General features: G+C 37.8%; 15 protein-coding genes and 2 pseudogenes. 10 read left to right on the top strand and 7 right to left on the bottom strand.

From position 1 onward, the window contains the following. Window positions 1-604: 604 nt before the first annotated feature. Window positions 605-3,025 (bottom strand): phenylalanine--tRNA ligase subunit beta, encoded by a 2,421-nt coding sequence (locus HCUR_RS03705; RefSeq protein WP_104206802.1) that lies wholly within the window; start codon window positions 3,023-3,025, stop codon window positions 605-607. Window positions 3,026-3,199: 174 nt separating this feature from the next. Here HCUR_RS03705 and grxD point away from each other — a divergent pair, with 174 nt between their 5' ends. The 3 genes from grxD to HCUR_RS03690 are packed head-to-tail and all read left to right on the top strand — an operon-like array spanning window position 3,200 to window position 5,007. Next, entirely contained in the window at window positions 3,200-3,541 is a 342-nt protein-coding gene (grxD, locus tag HCUR_RS03700) for a Grx4 family monothiol glutaredoxin (RefSeq protein WP_104206841.1), read from the top strand. Window positions 3,542-3,547: 6 nt separating this feature from the next. Beyond that, on the top strand, window positions 3,548-4,474 hold the full coding sequence (locus HCUR_RS03695) for a tyrosine-type recombinase/integrase (protein ID WP_104206801.1): 927 nt from the start codon (window positions 3,548-3,550) through the stop codon (window positions 4,472-4,474). Then, window positions 4,474-5,007, top strand: coding sequence for a flavodoxin family protein (locus HCUR_RS03690; protein ID WP_104206800.1), 534 nt, complete (start codon window positions 4,474-4,476; stop codon window positions 5,005-5,007). Before HCUR_RS03695 ends, HCUR_RS03690 begins: the two co-directional genes overlap by 1 nt. Before the next feature lie 2,462 nt (window positions 5,008-7,469). Here HCUR_RS03690 and HCUR_RS03675 read toward each other — a convergent pair. Both HCUR_RS03675 and HCUR_RS08545 read right to left on the bottom strand, forming a co-directional pair. After that, entirely contained in the window at window positions 7,470-7,670 is a 201-nt protein-coding gene (locus HCUR_RS03675; protein WP_104206797.1) for a hypothetical protein, read from the bottom strand. 17 nt (window positions 7,671-7,687) lie between these two features. Next, window positions 7,688-7,849 (bottom strand): hypothetical protein, encoded by a 162-nt coding sequence (locus tag HCUR_RS08545; RefSeq protein ID WP_165780726.1) that lies wholly within the window; start codon window positions 7,847-7,849, stop codon window positions 7,688-7,690. Between the two features lie 910 nt (window positions 7,850-8,759). Between HCUR_RS08545 and HCUR_RS03665 the strand changes: the two genes are divergently transcribed. Beyond that, entirely contained in the window at window positions 8,760-9,518 is a 759-nt protein-coding gene (locus HCUR_RS03665; protein WP_129591894.1) for a hypothetical protein, read from the top strand. Window positions 9,519-9,534: 16 nt separating this feature from the next. Here the strand turns inward: HCUR_RS03665 and HCUR_RS03660 are convergent, their stop codons facing one another. From HCUR_RS03660 to HCUR_RS10185, 3 genes and pseudogenes are all read right to left on the bottom strand, one after another. After that, entirely contained in the window at window positions 9,535-10,389 is an 855-nt protein-coding gene (locus HCUR_RS03660) for an ABC transporter ATP-binding protein (protein ID WP_165780725.1), read from the bottom strand. A gap of 1,507 nt (window positions 10,390-11,896) precedes the next feature. Next, entirely contained in the window at window positions 11,897-12,115 is a 219-nt protein-coding gene (locus tag HCUR_RS03655) for a hypothetical protein (RefSeq protein ID WP_207760906.1), read from the bottom strand. 637 nt (window positions 12,116-12,752) lie between these two features. Beyond that, window positions 12,753-12,992: pseudogene (locus HCUR_RS10185) on the bottom strand (IS630 family transposase); the annotation flags it as partial. A 530-nt stretch (window positions 12,993-13,522) separates the two neighbouring features. On the opposite strand from HCUR_RS10185, the gene fabG reads away from it, so the two are divergent. The 6 genes from fabG to HCUR_RS03625 all read left to right on the top strand — a co-directional run bounded on the left by fabG (window position 13,523) and on the right by HCUR_RS03625 (window position 18,614). Next, entirely contained in the window at window positions 13,523-14,269 is a 747-nt protein-coding gene (fabG, locus tag HCUR_RS03650; protein ID WP_104206792.1) for a 3-oxoacyl-ACP reductase FabG, read from the top strand. A 5-nt stretch (window positions 14,270-14,274) separates the two neighbouring features. Beyond that, on the top strand, window positions 14,275-15,012 hold the full coding sequence (locus HCUR_RS03645) for an MBL fold metallo-hydrolase (protein ID WP_104206791.1): 738 nt from the start codon (window positions 14,275-14,277) through the stop codon (window positions 15,010-15,012). A 122-nt stretch (window positions 15,013-15,134) separates the two neighbouring features. Further along, on the top strand, window positions 15,135-15,530 hold the full coding sequence (gene rplS / locus HCUR_RS03640) for a 50S ribosomal protein L19 (RefSeq protein ID WP_104206790.1): 396 nt from the start codon (window positions 15,135-15,137) through the stop codon (window positions 15,528-15,530). A 50-nt stretch (window positions 15,531-15,580) separates the two neighbouring features. Then, entirely contained in the window at window positions 15,581-16,657 is a 1,077-nt protein-coding gene (gene ychF / locus HCUR_RS03635) for a redox-regulated ATPase YchF (RefSeq protein ID WP_104206789.1), read from the top strand. 538 nt (window positions 16,658-17,195) lie between these two features. After that, a complete protein-coding gene (locus HCUR_RS03630) occupies window positions 17,196-17,963 on the top strand; it encodes a response regulator transcription factor (protein WP_104206840.1) in 768 nt (255 codons plus the stop codon). Window positions 17,964-18,044: 81 nt separating this feature from the next. Next, on the top strand, window positions 18,045-18,614 hold the full coding sequence (locus HCUR_RS03625; RefSeq protein WP_165780724.1) for a DUF3501 family protein: 570 nt from the start codon (window positions 18,045-18,047) through the stop codon (window positions 18,612-18,614). A gap of 1,870 nt (window positions 18,615-20,484) precedes the next feature. Here HCUR_RS03625 and HCUR_RS08540 read toward each other — a convergent pair. After that, a pseudogene (locus HCUR_RS08540) lies at window positions 20,485-20,690 on the bottom strand (hypothetical protein); the annotation flags it as partial.

Raw genomic sequence — 20,690 nt, 5'->3', positions numbered from 1 at the left:
TGAATAGCGGATAAAAATTATGATACGAATACTATAATGCTCTAGTATCGGGCATTAATCCTGTGATTCCAGGAAAAAGAAAGAGAACCATTCAAAAAGAGAGTGATACTAATCTTTATAAGCTCAGACATAGTGTTAAAAATACATTTCAGAAATTCAAAGAATGGCGTGTTATAGTTCCCAGGTAAGCCAAAAACACAAACTTATAGTGTTCCGGCTTATGCTTAAAGGCATTTTTAATGAGGGCTAAAATCTCGTAACGATGTGCCCTAGGGTATACTGAGTGATCTTCTGTTTAGATCATAACGTTAATAAGTTCTAAAACATCTACACCTGAATCGATGCGCTTGGAAACACTTTAAAGTTCATATAGTAATAGTTACTCGAGCTCAATTTTTTCCCTCTCAAAACAGTTTCAAATCAACCAGAGCAAGTACGTTTCTCACAAAGTGTGCCCTGCTATTGCTTAATTCTTCAATAAATAAAGTACTTTAAAACAACATTCTTCAGTTTTAATAAGAACACTTCTATTTTCTTGGGAGCGTTAAGGTGTGTTGATCCTTTCATATGGCGACGCTAAAATTTGTACACAGGAAACTCAATGTCATGATAAAAGATGTGAAAATAAAGCGTTTCCCCGTAAAGAAGCTCCGTTTTTATAAGCCCAACCTACCAGTAATTCTAAACGGTGATGAATTTCTTCTCCAGACCAAGAGCGATGTTGGGGCTGAAAGGTGCAACGGATTGAAATGGACGTTCGTCCTTCTTTTTTAAAGCAATCGACTAAGCACACCTCGATTAACTCAGAATCTTGTTGTTTGAACGCGTAAAGAAAATCTCCAATACTTCCTTTATCCAAAAAGAAAGATAAATCCTTCTCAATGGGCTGAAGCGGTGAAATAGACAGTTTTGGAGCAAAAGGGAGTGGATACTGCGCAGGATCGACCTCAAAGGCCATTAAAGGATACTCCTCGGTAAGGCGGGGATGAATTTTGCCCATAAATCCAATACAGACATCCTTAATCCAAATATGAGCACACTGCCCAGGATGCATCCAAGGAAGTTGTGCCTCTATATATCGTGGTGCTTCTCCCCAGAGCATACAAAGACCGTTTACTAATTGCTTGAGATGAAAAAAAGAAAAATAGTCCTGGCGTCCCCAAGCTGGGGGAAGACGTTCGGGCAGTACTCCACTCATTACAGTTTTTTGTCCTTTGGGATGGCCTGTAAAAAATACAGGTCCCCCTTCAAACCTTCCCTGCACCTGAAGATGTTTGTGCGCATGCCAAAGAGCTAAATCTACTAAATTGGGAAGAATCGACGGTCGCATTACCGCCATATCTTGAGAAATTGGATTAATAAGAGTCATCTCTTTTAGACTACTGGAGTCTATGTCAGAAAATTCTTTTGCTTTATGGGCGCTTATGAAGGACCAAGTTACGGCTTCTCCTAGTCCTTGATGCATCAAATAAGTCCGCCCTTGCTGGATATGCATCTGAAGAAGACTTAAAGGAGGGATGCAGGATAAAAGAGGGGCAGTGAAGGGAACTTCTTGATACCATCCCTTAAATCTTAAAATTTCTTCAATGAGGTCCGGAGCTCCTTCAATATCTTTACGCCATGGAGGCGGAGTAACCGTTAAAATCTCATTATGCTCCCCAGATTCTGTGGGTTCCAATGCTGTACGCACTTCAAATCCTAAACATGTTAATCTTCGGGACATTTCTCGAGCAGTTAATACAGTACACCCTGTAAATTTTACAAAATAGTTCACAGATAAAGAGATTTCTCTTTGAACATTAGGGTTGGGAGATCGGGCTGTATAAAGGTTGATCTGGGAAAACCCCATCCACTTTAATGCTTGTATTAAGTGTTCTTTTAAATTACGGCCGTCTATCCCCCGTTCAAATACTCTGCGAGCACTGGTCATAAGACGAAGTTTTTGTCCTGCAAGACTGATGGTTTTTGCATCAAATTCTGCCGCTTCGATATACAGTGTTGTGCTAGAAGGTTGATATTTCGAAGTCTCTCCTCCAAGAATTCCGCTTAACGTAAGAACATTCTTCTGATCCTTCAACACAAGCATCCCCGGAGAAAGATGGATCGGTTCTCCTGGGGTTTCTCCTTGTGTTAGTGCCAAAAAAGAAGTTTCAGTACTCAGGCATTCTAAGACTAGCGGTGGGCTCAGTGTTTGAGCATCAAATACATGGAACGGTGTGCCAAAACTGTGGGTATAGTAGGTCAATCCATTGACTACATCCTGCGAAAGGGATTTATGGATATCTCTAAGGCGTCGATTAACCCAAGCAGGGGCACGATAAGGACGTTGGGGATCTTGCTGTACCCGCGCCATATGGAATTGAAGGCAAAGTGATGTCGTGATGTGAATTTCTGGAACTGAAACCGTGTCCAGAGACACTGCTTGGCATAAAGGGTTGGGCCAAATAGGATCTCTCCACTGGGCCACTTCTAAAGCAACGAGCTCTCTTGCTATCCCAAAAACGCTCATTAAATCTCCACGGTTTGTCGTTACTTCACTATCAAAAAGCCAATCTTTTGGTAAAAGGGGATATAACGTATCTTTGATGGGACTGTTTTCAGGAATTTCTAATATTCCCTCGCTGGAAGAGGAATAAAAAATTCCTTCAAGGTTCAGTTCTTTTTCCGAACACAACATTCCTGGACTTTCGATACCCCGAATTGTAGTGGGCGCTAAGGGTATATTATCTCCAGGAAGATATTGACCTGGGCGCATCAGTACTCCCCACATTCCTAAGCGTAGGTTAGATGCCCCACATACCACAGTAACAGAACCTTTTGAGGTATTGACCGTACATAAGTTTAAGCTATGGGCGTTGGGGTGAGGGGTAATGCTTTTTATCTGTCCAATCTCGAATTCCGCTAATCCCGCATACAGGTCTGAAACTTGAGTCTCGGTGCCGCTTTCGGTAAGTCGTTGAGCTAAATCTTGCGGAGTGCCTTTAGGTATTATAAAATCGTTAAGCCAAGACCAAGTAAATTTCATCGAAAAACTAGCTTGTTTTCTTTAAATCTTATCAGTGTACGTTTTGTAAAACAAGTTCAAAGTGGTAACGCCAGAGTACAATAAAATCAATTTTACAAAGTCTAAAAATCCTCTTGTATAATATTTCAAACCTGTTATGCTTAAAAAATGATATTTTATTCTAATTTAGAAAGTATGAACACTTTGAATCCTCACGAAACTTCAAGACGTGATACCATTCAGGCATTAATTGCTTCTCATCCTATTATGCTGTTTATTAAGGGATCTCCTGAATATCCTTTGTGTGGATTTTCTAAAACTGTTGTAGAAATTTTGAAAAATTATGCTGTGAATTTTGGCTATTTTGATGTGCTGAGCGACGATGCAGTACGGCAAGAAATTAAAATTTTTTCCGATTGGCCCACTTTTCCTCAACTGTACGTGCAAGGGGTTTTAATTGGAGGATGTGATATTGTAAAAGTACTGCATGAACAAGGTGCTCTTAAAGAAAGGCTTTTTTTGAAAAAGGACGGTTGATCTTTTATGGCGCATCTTGATCATCCATCTTGGTTAGAAGCATTTTTGGAAATGTTAATAGTAGAGAAAGGGCTCAGTAAAAATACTTGTGATGCATATGCCTTCGACATTATTGAAGCTTCAAAAACTTTGGATATATTGCAAGCTAGCTCTTGTGATATGCTTCATTACGTACATAATCTCTCTTTTGAGGGAAGCTTACACCCCCGAAGTGTTGCAAGACGTATTTCTGCTCTGCGTCAGGTATATCAATTTTTGTATCAGGAAGACTACGTAAAAATTAATCCTATGGCAGATATTTCCATCCCCCAGTACGCCCCTTCTATTCCTCAGGTTTTGACTATGGAAGAGATGCGTCAGCTTATTGATACAGCAAAACAGAATACCAGCGCGAAAGGTATTCGAATGTATGCATTACTTGAACTCTTGTACTCTACAGGATTACGCATCTCAGAGGCGCTGTCTATTTCCCTGGTGACGCTGAATGCGGTGCTTCAGGAAACCCAAGAACAGGCAGGAATGTTGTGTTTAAGAGGAAAAGGAGATAAAGAGCGTATTGTATTTTTAACACAAAACGCTCAGGATGCCCTCATTCTTTATCTTTCCGTTCGATCTAAAATGCCTTTTTCCAAGAATCCTTATGTATTTCCAGGAAAATCTGGACATTGGCCTCGACAATCTGTGGGACGTGGACTTAAAGTGTTAGCGTTGCGTTCTCATATTGACCCGAAACGCATTTCTCCCCACGGCATTCGTCATGGATTTGCAACCCATTTGTTAGAGCAAGGTGTAGATTTGTTTAGTATTAAGTCTTTTTTAGGACATCGGGATATTTCTAGTACTCAAGTGTACACGCATGTTACCCAGCGTCGTTTATCTCAAGTACTGAAAGATTATCATCCTTTAAATTATATCAACCAGGAGCTTCACTGATGAGTATTCAATCGTACTGTATTGCACTTAACGGGAGTTCAAGGCCCCATGGAAACACAAAGGCATTGTTGAATAAAATTTCTAAAACTCTTGGAGAACCCTATGTTTCCGGTATGCCTATTGTAGATTTATGTACCTTAAATATTACGCCTTATGATTACGAAGGGCGCAATCAAAAAGACGACTTTATTCCTTTAATGGAGCGCTGTATTGGTGAATATTCAACGATTGTAATTGCGACACCAATTTATTGGTATACAGTAAGTGCCTATGTAAAAATTTTTCTCGATCGAATTACCGATTTGATGACGATACGAAGAGATTTAAAAAAAGCGCTAGAGGGAACAAAAATTTCTGTTATTGCAAATTTTGCAGGACGCAATGCAGATGTAATAAAAATGGTGGAAGGGCATATTAATGATCTTTTTTCCCATCTTTGTGACTACTTAAAGATGCAGTATATAGGATCATACTTTATTCATATGAGTGTTGAGCAGGTAGATGAAAAAGCACTTCGGCCTTTGTTTAGTTAAAAAAGATACATCTACACGTATAAGCGCCTCAATATACAGCATGTAGGGTTATGTGTTAATCCTGAATGTAAACTTATCATACTTGAGTTTCAGGCACCTAAGGACTTCCCCTAAACTAATTCAATAAGTATAATCCTTGCGATTTAAGTAAAAGAAACGAGTAGCGATAAAAAGTTAGAGTGAGCGCTTTGTCCTAAAGATATAGCCACACTCGTGGTAAAATAAAAAGAAACAGTATCCACTAGCTCATAGAGTAACGATTTAAGAAAAAAAGCAATACATTCCCTGAGCAAATAACATATAAAAAAGAAGGGAATTACGATGCTAAAGAATGTTTAAGATGTAAGCGTAGACTGAGCTATTAAAAAGTAGAATATATTTGTCAAAGATCCTAGATTGAAGGATATTAAAGCTGAGTTTACTATAAGTAAAAGATATATCACAGTAGTACTAAAGAAGCTAAAATTTAGCGATAAAACTTCTTTTTACTCTGGGAAAGTAGAGCAAGAAAAGTGCAATCAGTAACACATACGTAGTAGAAATATGCCCCCTGCAACCCTTGTACAGGTTGATAAAAGTAGTATGGGCATGGCGATTTTCAAAGATAGAGAAGGGGATAAAAAACGAGAAACTGGTTCCTAAAAGCGTCGTACATATTATACAAACGAACCCCTAGTCTAGCTACTTAGCGCATTACATTTAGGATGTTTAACAGGGCTCTTGTAATAAAAATCTTTTTAATTATTGGGAAAAACAGTGTTGAATCAAAGTGCTAAAACCCGGGGTCATTATGGATCACGCTCCATTCCATACATCACAAAAGACAAGAACGCTCATCGAATTTGTGAGTTGAAAAATAATATTTTTACTCCCTTATTCACTAGATCTAAATTTTATAAAGAAGTTTTGGGCTTTGCGCTAATATAAACTCACGGATTAAGGATAAAATTACAGAATTGGCTCAATGATATGAGGCAATGCCCCGCTTCTTTTCCGAACCTAATACAATATAATGTACTGTATGACTTTTCAAAGAACCATGAAAGCTTCGGATTGTACAGTAAGAAACAGTTTATTGATGTCATTTCAAGAAAGTCTCCTGGTGCTTCTCGAATTTGGGATAAAATAGTGAATTTATACTCTGTGGGGGGGCTAGTGCATGATCGTTCTGGGATTTATATGAAGGTATTTGGAAATGTTTTTTGTGCGCTTTTTACGATGGAAAATCTCGTGACGCCGTATACTAGCTGCCTCATAAAAACCATAATTGTTTTTTATTATATTAGATACACTTGTCTCAAAAAAAACAGAATTGCTTGCCTCGGCACAGATCACGTTCCCTAAGCATTCTAGCGCACTAAAAATTGAACTATAGAGTAAAAATAATGGAGCTGAATAGGTTTTCTTCAGAGCAGTATCTTAAACACATTAGTGACTAGTCTAGCCTCTTTGGTCTAAAATCATCTGTTAACTTCTGGGGCGGGCAACGCATACCAGGCACTGTATCGCACTCGCATTACCTCAACCAATCATCCTTGTTTATTTTGTCACAAAGGTCTTGAATCATCATAGATAAATACGTTTTGTTCATAAAAAAATCCTTTCGCTCATACGCATATCCACACATTGCGCTCGTTTAAGAAAATCTTTTTAGGTAAGCACACTTTTGGGATATTGGTACCACGCGTTTTTTCATATTTGACATTACACACCGAAGAGTGTTTCAACATAGAAACAGCCGTGCTCTTTTTATAGGTTACTCTGAAAGACAAATATCAAAAGTACATTATAGCCTACTAACTTTTTACTTTTCTTATCTTCTTTTTTTGACAGAACCGCTATGATTCTATGGTACATAAGACTATTTTACTGATAGCGATAAAGATTTATGAGACCCAGTATAAATATTTGTTGTATTGGCTCAAGATCAATACATCAGGAAACCCCTCATCCCGTAAAATCAAGAGTCTCTTGTCTAAAAATCTGTCTTCACAATGATGCAAGTCTTCTAATCAATAGCATAAAGTGTACAATCATAATATTATTCTCCTCCACCAAGATAGAACGTTTATACTCTTTGGAGTGTCTTGGAAAGTAATTAAGTCAAGAGAATGTACGCTCCACACCGCATCGTTTTACCAAAATAGACTTCCCTTAAGTCATGCGAACCGAGATCTCACTTGTGTTTTTCAGAACATTTTTACCGTATCTTTCTTTTTGGTTTCCGATACCCGGCATCAGCGTAAACACCCTTAAGCACGGGAGCTTGGCTTAAGGCTTCTTTGAAATCACGGCACAGCCTCTAGCTGTATCATGAATATAGGCTTTACCGTGTCCGTGTAAAAAACAACCTGTAGCAAACTAACTATAGAATGGTTATAGAGAGTAGCATATTAATTGAACGATTTGTAGAACATCTTATCTGTTTAGTGTGATCCCATTGTGTCTCAATGGGATTAAGGTCAGGAGAATAAGGTAATAGGTAAAGTATGACTAGCATCTTTAATTATTTTTTGTATAGCTTTGCCTTTATGAAAAACAGCATTATCCAGGATAGTACCACAGTTTTCTGGGGTATTGGTGCATAGCATTTCTTCTACCCAATAAGTCAATACCTCTACAGAACCCGTACGTAATCTAATTTCCCCTAAAGTAGAGCCCATTTAAGCACCTAGAGCATTTATTCTATTTTTGGCACCCCACCCCAATCCTGTTTTCCGTAACAACGCTGCCCTTTTACAGAATACCCGTGAGTTCTTGGCATATCATGCACAAATCCACGTTCATCACTGTAAGCACTCTGTTTTTCTTTTCTGTGTAATTCATCACGCTTTTTGTACAATACAAATCTTTTTTCTGGATCCTCTTTGGAGGATTTAAGGTTTTTTTATAGCGAGCCCCAAGACGTCTGGGAGCTTTCAAAATGCCAATAGTGCTAACCCAAAAGCGCTTCGCGCGCTCTGGCTGATAAGCATCAGGATATATCGTGTTCTAAGCAATTCATGTCAATTGTTCCGGCTGGCTTATAGCGAACTAAGTTCGGTTCTAAACGCGTACTCTGTCTATAGTCTGCTTACTCATTCCAAAACGTCTAACCGCTTCCTTATAGCTCACCCCTTCTTTTTTTTAAATTCCTAACCCCTTACGACAAAAATTCCATGAATACAACAGCTTTAAGTATTATTCTCTTTTCTTCTATTATAATCGTTCTATCGTTAGTTAGCTATATATGTTTCTGTTACAATATGATGTTTAGAACTTTTTATTCCCCCCCCCCCATCAATGCCTCATTCTTCAGCCTTGTCTGTTGTTTGTACACTTTAGGAATCGATGATACTATCAGTGGGGCCGGTATGGCGACACAATTTCATAGGACTGAGGTTTACAAAATCTCTTATCTTTTTTCCCCCCAGACTTTTTTAGCTTTGGCGTTCTTATACACACTATAGACTGTTTTACACGGCGAGTATTCTTTGCAAGAAATAGTATTGGTATCCCGGGTTTATTGCATAAATACGGCATTCATCAACGGTCTTGGGCTATGCTCACGGCTTGTCTCATCATTGCTCGTTCTAAAATGATCTTCAATTAAAGCCTATTGTAAATTTTTTCATATTCCAAAATAAACTAAAAAAATTAGTAAAATATTAATAAAAAAAAAATATAATTAATATAGTATTTTCATAACATTTTAAAAAATGAATAAAACTATAAAATATATTTTTCTTTTCCTGTCCATGGCGCCGGTCTCGATGATCAAAGGCGGTCCTGGTGGTACTGGAAATAAGACATACTCTCAGCATTATAGAAATGACCCATACTCTAGGAATTATAATCAAAATTCTCAGCCTTCTTCTAGCGTTTCCTACACCCCTTCTGAACTATATGTTTCGCAAGGGAAAAGGCAAGGTAAAATGGCTTTTTTTGGGGGACTTTCTCAAATTGCAGGAAACATGCTGGGAAACATTGGAGCCAGCAGAGGAAATCGAGACTTAGTAACAGCAGCCCACGGATTCGTCGGTGCGGGACAGCTTATGGGGGTAGTAAACGATCAGCGAGATCGAAATGGAAACTTTATAGTGAATAAACATCAAAACAAAAATCAAAACAAAAATATACAGGAAGCTTCTAAGAGTAAGCAGCAGAAAAAACAAGAAAAGCTACAAGACAAACAAAACAAAAAAAACCAACAAAACCAACAAAACCAACAAAACCAACAGAGTCAACACTCTAAGGTACGCTCAACTGGAGCAGCAGAAAAAGCCTCCCATTATTCTATGGAGGAATATCCTCAGAGTAAGAAGGTGAAAACACAAGAACACCAACAAAACTACCAAAACCAACAGAGTCAACACTATAATCCTGTTCAAAACCCACAATTGATTTCAGGGAGTGGGAATGTTAACCCTCACTCTAATTTTTCGGATGAACAAACTGCGCAAAGCCAAATTCAAACTCAAGCAAATTCGCAAGTTGCCAGTAGTGTTGCTAAGGAGCAAGTTAAAAAATGATAATTGTTCTCTTCTATTAGGCACGTGCGGTTTCTACATTCATATCTTCATGCCTTGTACTCAAATTGTCCACCGTCCCCACAGGGTAAGACGAAAGCGATTGTTGAGTACCGAACTGTACAAAGCTGTGGATTTCCCCAAGACACGAAGACAAAAATTTTTGGATATTTCCTTGCCAAACCAATTGTTGATCCGATAAAAACAAAATATGCTCTGCCAATAAAGGTAATCTCAGAATATCATGGGTAATGGTGACACAAGTAACCTTAAAGGCTGTTTGTATTTGGTGAATTAAAAAACTGATATGGTGCGAAGCCACAGGATCTAAGCCTGCGGTAGGCTCGTCTAAAAATAAGATTTTTGGTCTTCGTACGATTGCTCGGGCAATACTCACCCGTCGTCGCATACCTCCAGATAGTGTACTGGGGTAGGCGTTTCTGTGGCAAGACGGAAATTCTACTTGATCTAAGGATTGATCCACCAAAGACATGAGGTGCGGAGGAAACCCAAAAGCAACATTCTCCCGAACACTCATTCCATCAAAAAGAGCGGAATGCTGGAATACTACCCCCATTTCTTTAAAAAAACTCCCTGGAGTATTGTATTTTGAATAAAGCACAGGATTTCCTTTAAAGACTATATCTCCGCTATCCACAGAACTTAATCCTAAAATACAGCGAAATAAAACAGATTTTCCTACTCCAGACGGTCCTACCAAAGCGATGGTCTGCCCAGCGGTAATATCAAAAGAAATATCTCGTAACACCTGAACAGCATTAAAAGACTTGTAGAGGTGTTTTACAGAAAAAACAATTTCTCTTTCTGAAGCACTTTTTTCTGTAGTATATTGTTTTGAAGCAGTATGAAACACAAATTTTCTCCACGCTTTTGATGAAATTATACAACAAAAGTACCATAATAAAAAGAAATACACTCAACGCTTTCAAGGCTTAAATAGTATAGGGCTTCATAAATAAATCAATAGAAAAAGAACACTTATGATGTAGTGATTTATCTTGAAGATAGGATTTAAAAAAATTCAAGTAAGACCTTATATCATTCATTACATTGAGTAATAGTAGGGTTAATCCATCATTTCATAGTGACCCAGCATCTCTTCAATAGGGTTTAGGTCGAGAGAATATGGCTCGAAACCAACCGATTTAATTAATGCTTTTGTCTTATAAGTGTTATGGAATGAGGTATGATCTGTAATTAGGCCGTGCTTTAGCGCTTTGATTCACAATCTGTTCTACTCAATGATTAAAAAAATTTGTATTGCAAAAGCTATTAAACCCCATGAGAGCTATCGATTTATTATTCTCAAGGCTAGCGATACTAGAGGTGCTTTTGTAGCACACTTTTGACCTACAAGTTTTTCGCTTTTTTTAACCCATCTTCTATTTGTGCAAATCGCTATATCCACACTACTTTTATCAATCTATACAAGGGTTTCAGGGGGGATATCTTTTATTCCTTATGCGTACTGATTGTGCTTTTCTTGTTCTGCTTCCCCAGAGGAAAAAGGGGGGTATTGCTAAATTCTAGCTTCTTAAATACTGCTACGGCACATCTTTTTCTTATAGAAAACTCGGCCAAAATATCTTTCAATCTAGTATTTTTGACAAATCATTCTGCTTTTGAATAGTCTAATCTATACGTTGTTATACGCTAAACGTTCTCTAGGATGGTAATTCTTTTTTTGTAGATTTTGTTGCTTAGGGAATGTATTGCTTTGTTTCTTACGTCACGACTTTATAGACTTGTGAACATTTTTTTCTTTTATCCTACCATGGCTGTGCACCTAATTCAAAGTTACTTGCTATAATTCTGGTCATAAAAGGAAATCTAAGCAAAGATTTTTACTCTTACTTTTTAGAAAAGCTCGAAAAAAGCTTCTAAAAAAACTGGGAAGAATGGAGGGCACCCAATTCGATAGCCTAGGTCATAAACATTCTATCAACCATAGCATGACTAAGAGTACTTTGTTCCTAGATTCCTAGGGAGGGGCTGCATGTAACGCTCAAAGAAGCAGCACACGTTTCCACAATAAATTATGATTCCCGGCTTAATCTTTACGTTTTCAATAAATAACACTTAGCCTATAAGCTTGTTCATAGAAATATAGCTAACTACTTATAGAATGGTCATATAGAATAGCGCGTCAATTGAACAATGTATAGAAAACATCGCATCTGTTTAGCGTGAGCCCATTATTCCTCAATGAGATTAATGCCAAGCGAATAAAGCGGCAGGTAAAGTAAAGTATGACCAGCATCCTTAATCATTTTCTGCCTAACTTTATCTTTATGAAAAGCAGAATTATCCAGAACACTATCACGGTTTTCTAGGATGTTGGTGAGTACTATTTCCTCTACTCAATAAGTCAACACCTCTACAGAACCCGTAAGCAATCCAATGGCCCCTAAAGTAGAGCCCATTAAAGCGCCTATGCCATGTGTTCTACTTTTGGAACCCCAATCCTGTTTTGCGTAACAATGCTGCCCTTTTACAGAATACCCGTGAGTTCTTGGCATATGATGCGCAACTCCACGTTCATCAACTTTTCTGTTTAATTCATCACACTTTTGGCACAATACAGATCTTTTTTCTGTATCCACCTTTGGATTTTTTTATAGCCAACCTCAAGATGTATCAGAACTTTCAAAATGCTAACAGTGCTAACCCCAACGCACTCCGCTCGCTCTGGATGATCGGAATCAGGATATATCGTGATAGCGTGTTCTAAACAGTCCATGTCAGTTGTGCTGTCTGGCTTAGAGCGAACTAAGTTCGGTTTTAAACGCCTACTCCCTCTATAATTTCCTTCCCCATTCCAAAACGTTTACCAGAGTCCTCATAGCTTAATCCTTCTTTCTTCTTAATTCCTCAACCCTTCCGACGAAAATTTAATGAATACGATATCTTTAAATAATATTTTTTTTATTATAAATATTCTATAGTTAATTTTCTATATATCATAAAGAAAAGGAATAAAATAAAAAACGCTTACTTAATGACGATACATTATGTAGTTAAGGGAAGGTATTTGCTACACACCCTAAATTAAGCTCCCCCCATGAGAGAATTAAAAACGTCTATAAGAGTTATAGTAGAGTAATTTGAGGTTTGCTTATTAAAGAAATGAAACAAGGAGTTGTATACTCTATCACATTGAGTAATTTCTACTCTTAATCCAACGTTTTATATTAGCCCAAAATTATTCTATTGGGTTCAAATCAGGAAAATAATAGTGGGAAAAAAAACGCTACATCCAACAGATTCAATCCATTTCTTCATCTTTTGAGACTTAGGAAATGAAGCATGATCCATAATTACACCTTGTCCAGGGTGGAGTTCTTGTATGAAAAACGCTTCAACCCAAATTTCACAGAGTTGCATATTACAAAGGCCATTAAAAACCCTTGGCGCTATTGGCTTATGATTACAATACCCAGCGATAATCGTTGTTTGCTCGCAATCCTTTCCACGTTTTTACTTTTTAGCAATAAAAGTGCTTACTCTTTTTTTCTGTATTTGTAAATATTGATCTCAATGTAAATTTTATCAACATATACAAAAAAGTGTGGCGCTATATCTTTTATATTTTTTTGGTAAGCTTTTCGTTTTTCTTCATTGTCTTCTCCATCCGTATAACGTACAAGCGTTACTTTTTACATACTGCGCTATGTCTTCACGCTTCCTTTTTTATCGCCTACCTTCCTTACTCAACCATTCCTTTCTAATTGATATCTTATATGCCCATCCCTTACTGTGTTTGATAATATTTCAAACTGTATTGAGGCTTTTTCACAATTATTGTCTCTTTCTATATAGGGTATTACTTTTAACGTTTCCTGTATGGGCTCTAGGATTTAGAAATATCTCTTTTAACCTACAATGGGATATGCAAACTTCAAGTTAATTTACTATAAGTTGTATTTTTGATTTAGTATTGTATACTAATCCTTCATTATTAAGCTGCTCATCACAGGACGAATTTTATGGACATAGCATTTTTAGCACAAAAACACTGCCTTATTACCGGAGCTACGGGAGGTATCGGAACAGCTATCGCCCATCGTTTATGGAATCTAGGAGCGACTTTACACCTTACAGGACGTAATGCTGGACGTCTCGAAGCATTAACCGCTCTTTTGCATGATCGAGTGCACAGTTATTGTTATGATCTAAGCCTTGAAGGTGCTCCACGAGCGTTGCTTAAGGATGTATTAACTAGAGCGCAAGAAATTGACATACTGGTAAATAATGGAGGAATAGCAAAAGATAACTTAGCTCTTCGTATGACAGATCAAGACTGGGATAGTGTAGTCCACTTAAATCTTGCCGTCCCTTTTATACTCAGTCAAGGCGTGCTTTCAGGAATGCTTAAAAAAAGATGGGGTCGTATTATCAATATTACCTCTGTTGTGGGGCATAAAGGAAATGCTGGACAGTGTAATTATAGCGCCGCTAAAGCGGGGCTATGGGGTATGACAAAAGCGCTTTCTCTTGAGGTAGCGACAAAAGGTGTAACCGTAAATGCAGTAGCGCCCGGCTTTATTGAAACCGCCATGACAGCAGGAATTTCAGATAAAATTCGGGCTTCTATTTTAGAGCATACACCCTGTAAATTTATGGGGAGTCCTGAAGATGTAGCTTATGTGGTGCAGTTTCTAGCCAATCCAGAAGCACGATTTATTACGGGTCAAACTGTGCACGTCAATGGTGGAATGTATATGGGGGGATAAAATTCATGCAGGGAATTGTATTGGGGTGTGGTCCCTCAGTGGGGGTCCCTTCCCTACGCTGGGGATGGGGAGCGTGTGATCCTAAAAATCCAAAGAATCAACGAACACGGAGTAGCTTTTTTTTTAGAACTTTACAAGGTTCTTGGTTAATTGATGCTTCTCCGGATCTTCGATATCAGTGTCTAGCTCAGGGTGTTAAAAAAATTAATGGTGTTTTATGTACCCATGCTCATATGGATCATATAGGTGGGGTGGGGGATTTGGTAGCTTTTGCCGTATCAGGCCCAGTTTTGTTTTACGCTGATTCACTGACCTGTGAAGCGCTAAAAACTATGTTGCCTTACGCTTTTTTAGGGAATACGCAGTTTATTCAATTGCATCCTATCCAGGGGCTTTTTTATCTCTTTGACATACCCGTTGTTTCTTTTATACAAAATCACGGAACTTCCTATTCTCTGGGCTACCGCTTTCCCACGTGGGCGTATTCCACAGATCTTGTAGAGCTTTCAGAAGAAGCATTTGACCTCTTAAAAGGAATTGACACGTGGATCCTAGCGTGCTTAAGTACGCTCCCCAATAAAAAGCATGCGCATTTAGAACGCGTGTTGACTTGGGTGGAACGTGTAAAGCCTAAGAGAACTATTTTGACCCACATGAACTCAGACTTAGATTATAACACCCTTAAAGACCAGCTTCCTTTTGGTGTTGAGCCTGGGTTTGATGGCATGGTACTGTCTCTTTAGAGAAGCAGGGAGCCGTTTTTCTTAATAAGTAAATTTTTAAAAATGTTTTGTGAAAAGACCTGGTATCATAAAATTTTTTGTGATAGAATACAATCCAATAACTTATTACGTCGCTGGCTTCGATGAATCTTTTAGAACAGTTTAATCAAAAAAAAATCACCCAACTTATGGACGGAAAGCAACCTATTCCGGAGTTTGCACCAGGGGATACCTTAAGTGTTCATGTTATTTTGAATGAAGGGGGACGCGTGCGTGTTCAGCGATTTGAAGGCGTGTGTATCGCCCGAAGAAATCGAGGGCTTCATTCTTCTTATGTAGTACGACGAGTTGTGGGGGGATTTAGCGTTAAGAGACGATTCCCTTTATACAGTCCAGTGGTAGAGAGTATTCAAGTGTTGCGCAGAGGTGTCGTGCGTCGCGCGAAGCTTTACTATCTGGAAGGGCGGAGCGGAAAAGCTTCAAGAATTAAAGAACGCCGTAGACCTATTACTCCGGCTTCCCTTTCAACCAAGCTATAAAAACATCCAGATAATGAAAATTCTGTTATGAGAAAGGTATATTCACGATGATGCAGTGCGGCCTTGTAGGGCTTCCTAACGTAGGAAAATCTACTTTGTTTAACGCGCTGACGGAGAGTTCCTTAGCTCAGGCGGAGAATTATCCTTTTTGTACTATTGATCCCAACGTGGCTTGTGTGTGTGTTCCAGATATACGTTTGTCTTCCTTAGCGAATGCTGCACAATCTAAAGAAATTATTTCTTCTCAGATTCAGTTTGTTGATATTGCAGGCCTTGTTAAAGGCGCTAGCGAAGGGGAAGGATTAGGAAATCAATTCTTAGCGCACATCCGACAAGTAGATGTCATTGTCCATGTAGTACGCGCTTTTTCTGATGAAGGTATTACGCATGTTCACGGATCTATTGACCCTTTATTAGACATAGATGTAATCGAAACAGAGTTATTATTATCAGATCTTCAAAGCGCAGAGCGACAATTATCTAAAAAGCACAAAGGTGGTGATAACAGAGAAACCACTAAAGCGCTGTTAGAGCGAGGGGTAAGATATCTTCAAAATGGTATTCCATTACACACTGTTTCTTGGAGCTCAGAAGAATATTATCAACTTTCCAAGTTAGGGTTTTTGACCGCAAAACCTGTGATTTATCTGATAAATATTTCTGAAAAAGACATGCTCAATAATACTGTTCCCTACCAAAAAAAAATTTTAGAACGAACCCATGGAAGACCCGTAGTATGGATGAGCACAAAGATAGAAGCTGAAGTTGTTCAACTTTCTTTAGAAGATCGCATTTTGTTTTTGAAAGACCTGAATATACACTGTACCGGACTAGAGCGTATTATTCGTGAAGTGTATGATGCTATGGGGTTAATCTCCTTTTTCACCGTCGGGCCAAAGGAAACAAGGGCCTGGACGGTAAAAAAACATGCAAAAGCACCAGAGGCGGCGGGCTGTATTCACAGTGATTTTGAGCGGGGATTTATTCGCGCCGAAGTAATTTTTTGGGAAGATTATGTGACTTATAAGGGAGAGTTAGGTGCTAAAAGTGCAGGACGTATGTCTACAGAGGGAAAAGACTATATAGTGCGAGACGGAGATGTTATATTATTTCGCTTTAATGTTTAAAGATGCTACGCTATACAACGCAGGCATATTACAGATGTTAAGATTCAGAGGTTATCAAGAATTATAAAAAACATCTAATTCTTCACATTTATTTATTTGAGAGATTTATTTTTATTCTTTAGACTGTGTTTTAAATATATTAATTTAATGCATCAATGTTTTTTTAGTCTTGCACAAAAAGATTAAAAAAAAGTAAAAATTTTTGATGAATACAAGTTATTAAAGCACAAAAAAATCTTTTTTGGTGCGTATGTTTAAAAAATTTTTGATTAAGTCTGTATTACTTTATTAAGAATTTTTTTAAAAATTGTTCTATCCAGTAGATTTAATGTATCTAATAATATTCTCTCAATTTATTCAAATTTTTATATTGCATTAAATACTTTTTTTTTGTAGCATTTCACTTCAGTTTATAAAATTGTAGGGCGCCATATGTTGATTACAGGAGATAAATTTAAAAAAAAGAGCTATATATTTCTTAACGTTTTTTCAATAAGATTTCTTATAGGATAGCATCATAGAGACCGGAGAGATGAAGATGAAAGTTTTAGTTATTGAAGATCACGAAGAAACTTCAGAGCTTATTAAAAACATTTTGGATGCGCAGTCTATACTTGCGGATATTTGTGAAGAGGGAGAACCTGCGCTTCAGATTGCACGATTTTACCATTACGACGTAATTCTTGTAGATTTGGTGCTTCCTGATATCGATGGTTATGAACTCTTGAAGAAGTTGAGAGAATGTTCTCATGCCCCAGTCCTAATTTTATCCGGAGAGCAAGGTATTGATGCGAAAGTTAGAACACTAGGGTTTGGCGCTGATGATTATGTCACTAAACCGTTTATGGCAGAAGAATTGGTGGCACGAATCAAAGCTTTAGCGCGGCGAGCAGAGGGCCACGCATGCTCTATTATTCAGGTGGGCAAATTAGAAATTAATCTTGATCATTGTGCTGTTACTTTTGATGGGCATCCCGTACGCTTAACGGGTACTGAGTATAAAATTCTAGAGCTATTGATGAAACGTAAAGGGATTACTTTGGCAAAAACTAGCTTTTTAAACGCTATTTACAATGGAATGGATGAACCAGAGCTAAAAATTATTGATGTTTTTGTGTGTAAGATTCGTAAAAAACTCAGCGACATTCATCCCATTGGTGGAAATTATGTAGAGACTATTTGGGGGAGAGGGTATGTATTACGAGAACCTGAAGAGCGCTCGCAAGAAGTACCCCTTAGAGAAGGCGGGAAAGCGACTTTTATTTCTGCTGAATCTGCTTCGGTGTTAAACTTGAAAACTCCATAATATTATTTCTACTATCTCGCAATTAGGAAAAAAGAATGATATTCTGTAATCATGTTTTACTCTCTTGAAAAGGAGTTTTTTGTGATTCCTTATTTTTCGTCTCTGTATACACCGTTAACACTTCAAGATTTTTCTTTTAAGAAATATTCTCAGGAACGCGGTGTAATTATTCCAAAAATTTTGCGTCTAAAGCAGAAACGTCGGGTGCAGCTAGGTCCAGATTTGAGTATTACCTTTGAACACAAGGTATTGGTGTGGTTTCAAATTCATGAAATGCTTTGGGCGGAGCGGCGTACTCAGGGACTAGAGGAAGAAATTAAGATCTATAATCCGCTGATTCCCAAGCCAGATATTTTAACTATTACAGCAATGTGGGAATATATAGAACCGGAAGAACGAAAGTATAAACTAAAAAATCTTTGGAATTTTATATCTTATTTGTACGTTAAGGTGGAAGATAAAAAATATTTTTCTGAACTCCTTTCGGAAGATAGCTGGATTCCGGAAGAGGATCGAGCGTCCAGTGTGAATTTTTTACGCTTTGTACTGCCGAAAAAAGTACTCCCTCACAGTATCCACATTCATCACCCTCATTATAGTGCGGATGCGCACATTCCTGAAACAGTCTGGAGCTCTTTTGAATTCTCGTAATCCTCACATACCACAACAATAAGAAAGCAAATATCAATAAATCGGTTGTATAAATAATTGTATATTTTTCCGATAGAGTTTCTGCTTATTCCTTGTGATCTATGAAAAACCATAGTTGAGCTTCACAATGACTGAGATGATACTCAAGCCGTACCAGTTACGTTTGTTAAGCGAACAATGAGCTATTAATGTTCTAATGATTTGGCCAAAAATATATTTTACCACAATCCGAAAAACGCTATAGTGCACTTTTTTTAGCTGCCTATTTTGATTTGCTTTGTAAGGGAACTCGACGTTTTAATGCGTGTCTGACTCAATCAATAAAGCATTGGTTATCTTTTTTGGAGTAAGCGCCTACTTAAAAACTGTGCAATAGGAGCGTGATCGAGAGTAAGATTTTTAAATATGCACCATACGTTTTTATTTTTTCACAGAAATTTCAGGATTTAATGTGTGGTATTTTTTTTCCAAAACCATAAGGATTTTCGTGACTTTAATACGTTCTATAGAGTGCTCAGAGGCCTTGATCATGAAGCATTCCAGACATTTGTTGCACGTTTAAAAAACAATTAATATTCGTTAAAATTCACTCGAGACAACGGATAATGCGGTATACAGGGAAATTGTTCTTTCTGGAAAGTTCAATTTAACGGCTGATAGACCTGGTGTATCATGAAAATGTGGGTGACAGAGAAATTCCAGAAAAATACTGAAAGGTTTTAGGATTTTTCCAAATCTTAGCATGTGTTAGGGGAATAGAGGCTTTTTTTATTGGTGATCTCTATACTTTTATACAAATTTTTCTAAAATTTCAGCTTGCGCAGAAAGTTTAGAGAGTGTTATTAATTAAGTTAGAGTACGAAGCCAGCCTAAAAAACAAGGCCCAGAACCTTTCTTGAGGAGTAGTCATACCCTGCTACAATAGCAGGAGTTTAGTACAAAAGTTTTCTATAAGAAGTCCCGCTGGGTACAAGTCTTTATTCTATTCTCATGGATCTGTTCGGTTTTGTTTCGAGAGAATAAGCGCTTTTCATCTCCTATGTCGCATGAGCGCATTATCATCACTTTATCCGTCAAAACTTTTTTAGCTTTTTTTAAGCTGTTAAAAAGCAGCCCAGGGGGGGCTGGATTTTGATGCTTAATCCGACGACATATCGTTCCGATCTCTTGTTATCCACCTCCTGATCCAATATTTTAAAAACGCTTTACAAAATCACTTGGTGTACTCTAGCGCGTATGGCCTGTGAGAAGCATTCTGATAGCCTAAACCACTCAGCAAACTCGCTCCAAGGAATCTTTGAACGACACTGATATCAAACCCAAAAAAACAATCGATTATCTTTGTTTGGTAGACTTATATACGGCGGGTTTTCAGGAAAAAACTTTGTATATGCGAATCATCTCTTATACCCTCTCCCAATTATAGTCATTGAGCTTAAAAATAGGATTTAAAAGAATTAAAGCAAGGCCTGATATCACTCCGTAGCTTGAGTAATATTACGGTCAATCCATCGTTTTATAGTAGCCAAAAATTTTTCAACGGGGGTTAAGGTGGGCTAATATGGGGGTAAGCAAACAAGCTCGCAGCCAAGCAATTCAATCAATTTTTTGTCTTATAAGAGTTATAGAATGAGGCATGATCCAAAAAAATCACTGATTGTCTGAGTTTGAGCGATTTAATTCAACACTATTCTCTAGTATAATTAAAAAATTCGTATTGCAAGAATTATTAAATCCCCCAGGTACTATGGATTGATTATTTACTAAGCTAGCTATAATGGTTTTTTTGTAATAGCCTGTATTTATGGATTGGCGATCCGCATTAATAAGCGCATAGAATGAGTAATCATCACCCTATTTTCGACAGCTGCTAAAGCCATTTCGTACTCTGTAGACAATCTTGGATAATGATTGAGCCAAGCCAAGGTTCGTTCAAGAACCCATCTTTTGGCGAACACCGTCTATCCTGGGGTTCTGAAATTTCAATTGTCTTGTTAAGAACATTTTCCACAAACTTTAGCATGGTTTTTCCATATCCGGAATTGGCGCAAACGCCTTTGAGTGTCGGATAGTGTT

Source organism: Holospora curviuscula, assembly GCF_002930195.1.
Lineage (GTDB): Bacteria > Pseudomonadota > Alphaproteobacteria > Holosporales > Holosporaceae > Holospora > Holospora curviuscula.
The sequence above is the reverse complement of the archived record's forward strand: the minus strand, read 5'-3'. Positions and strand labels throughout refer to the sequence as shown.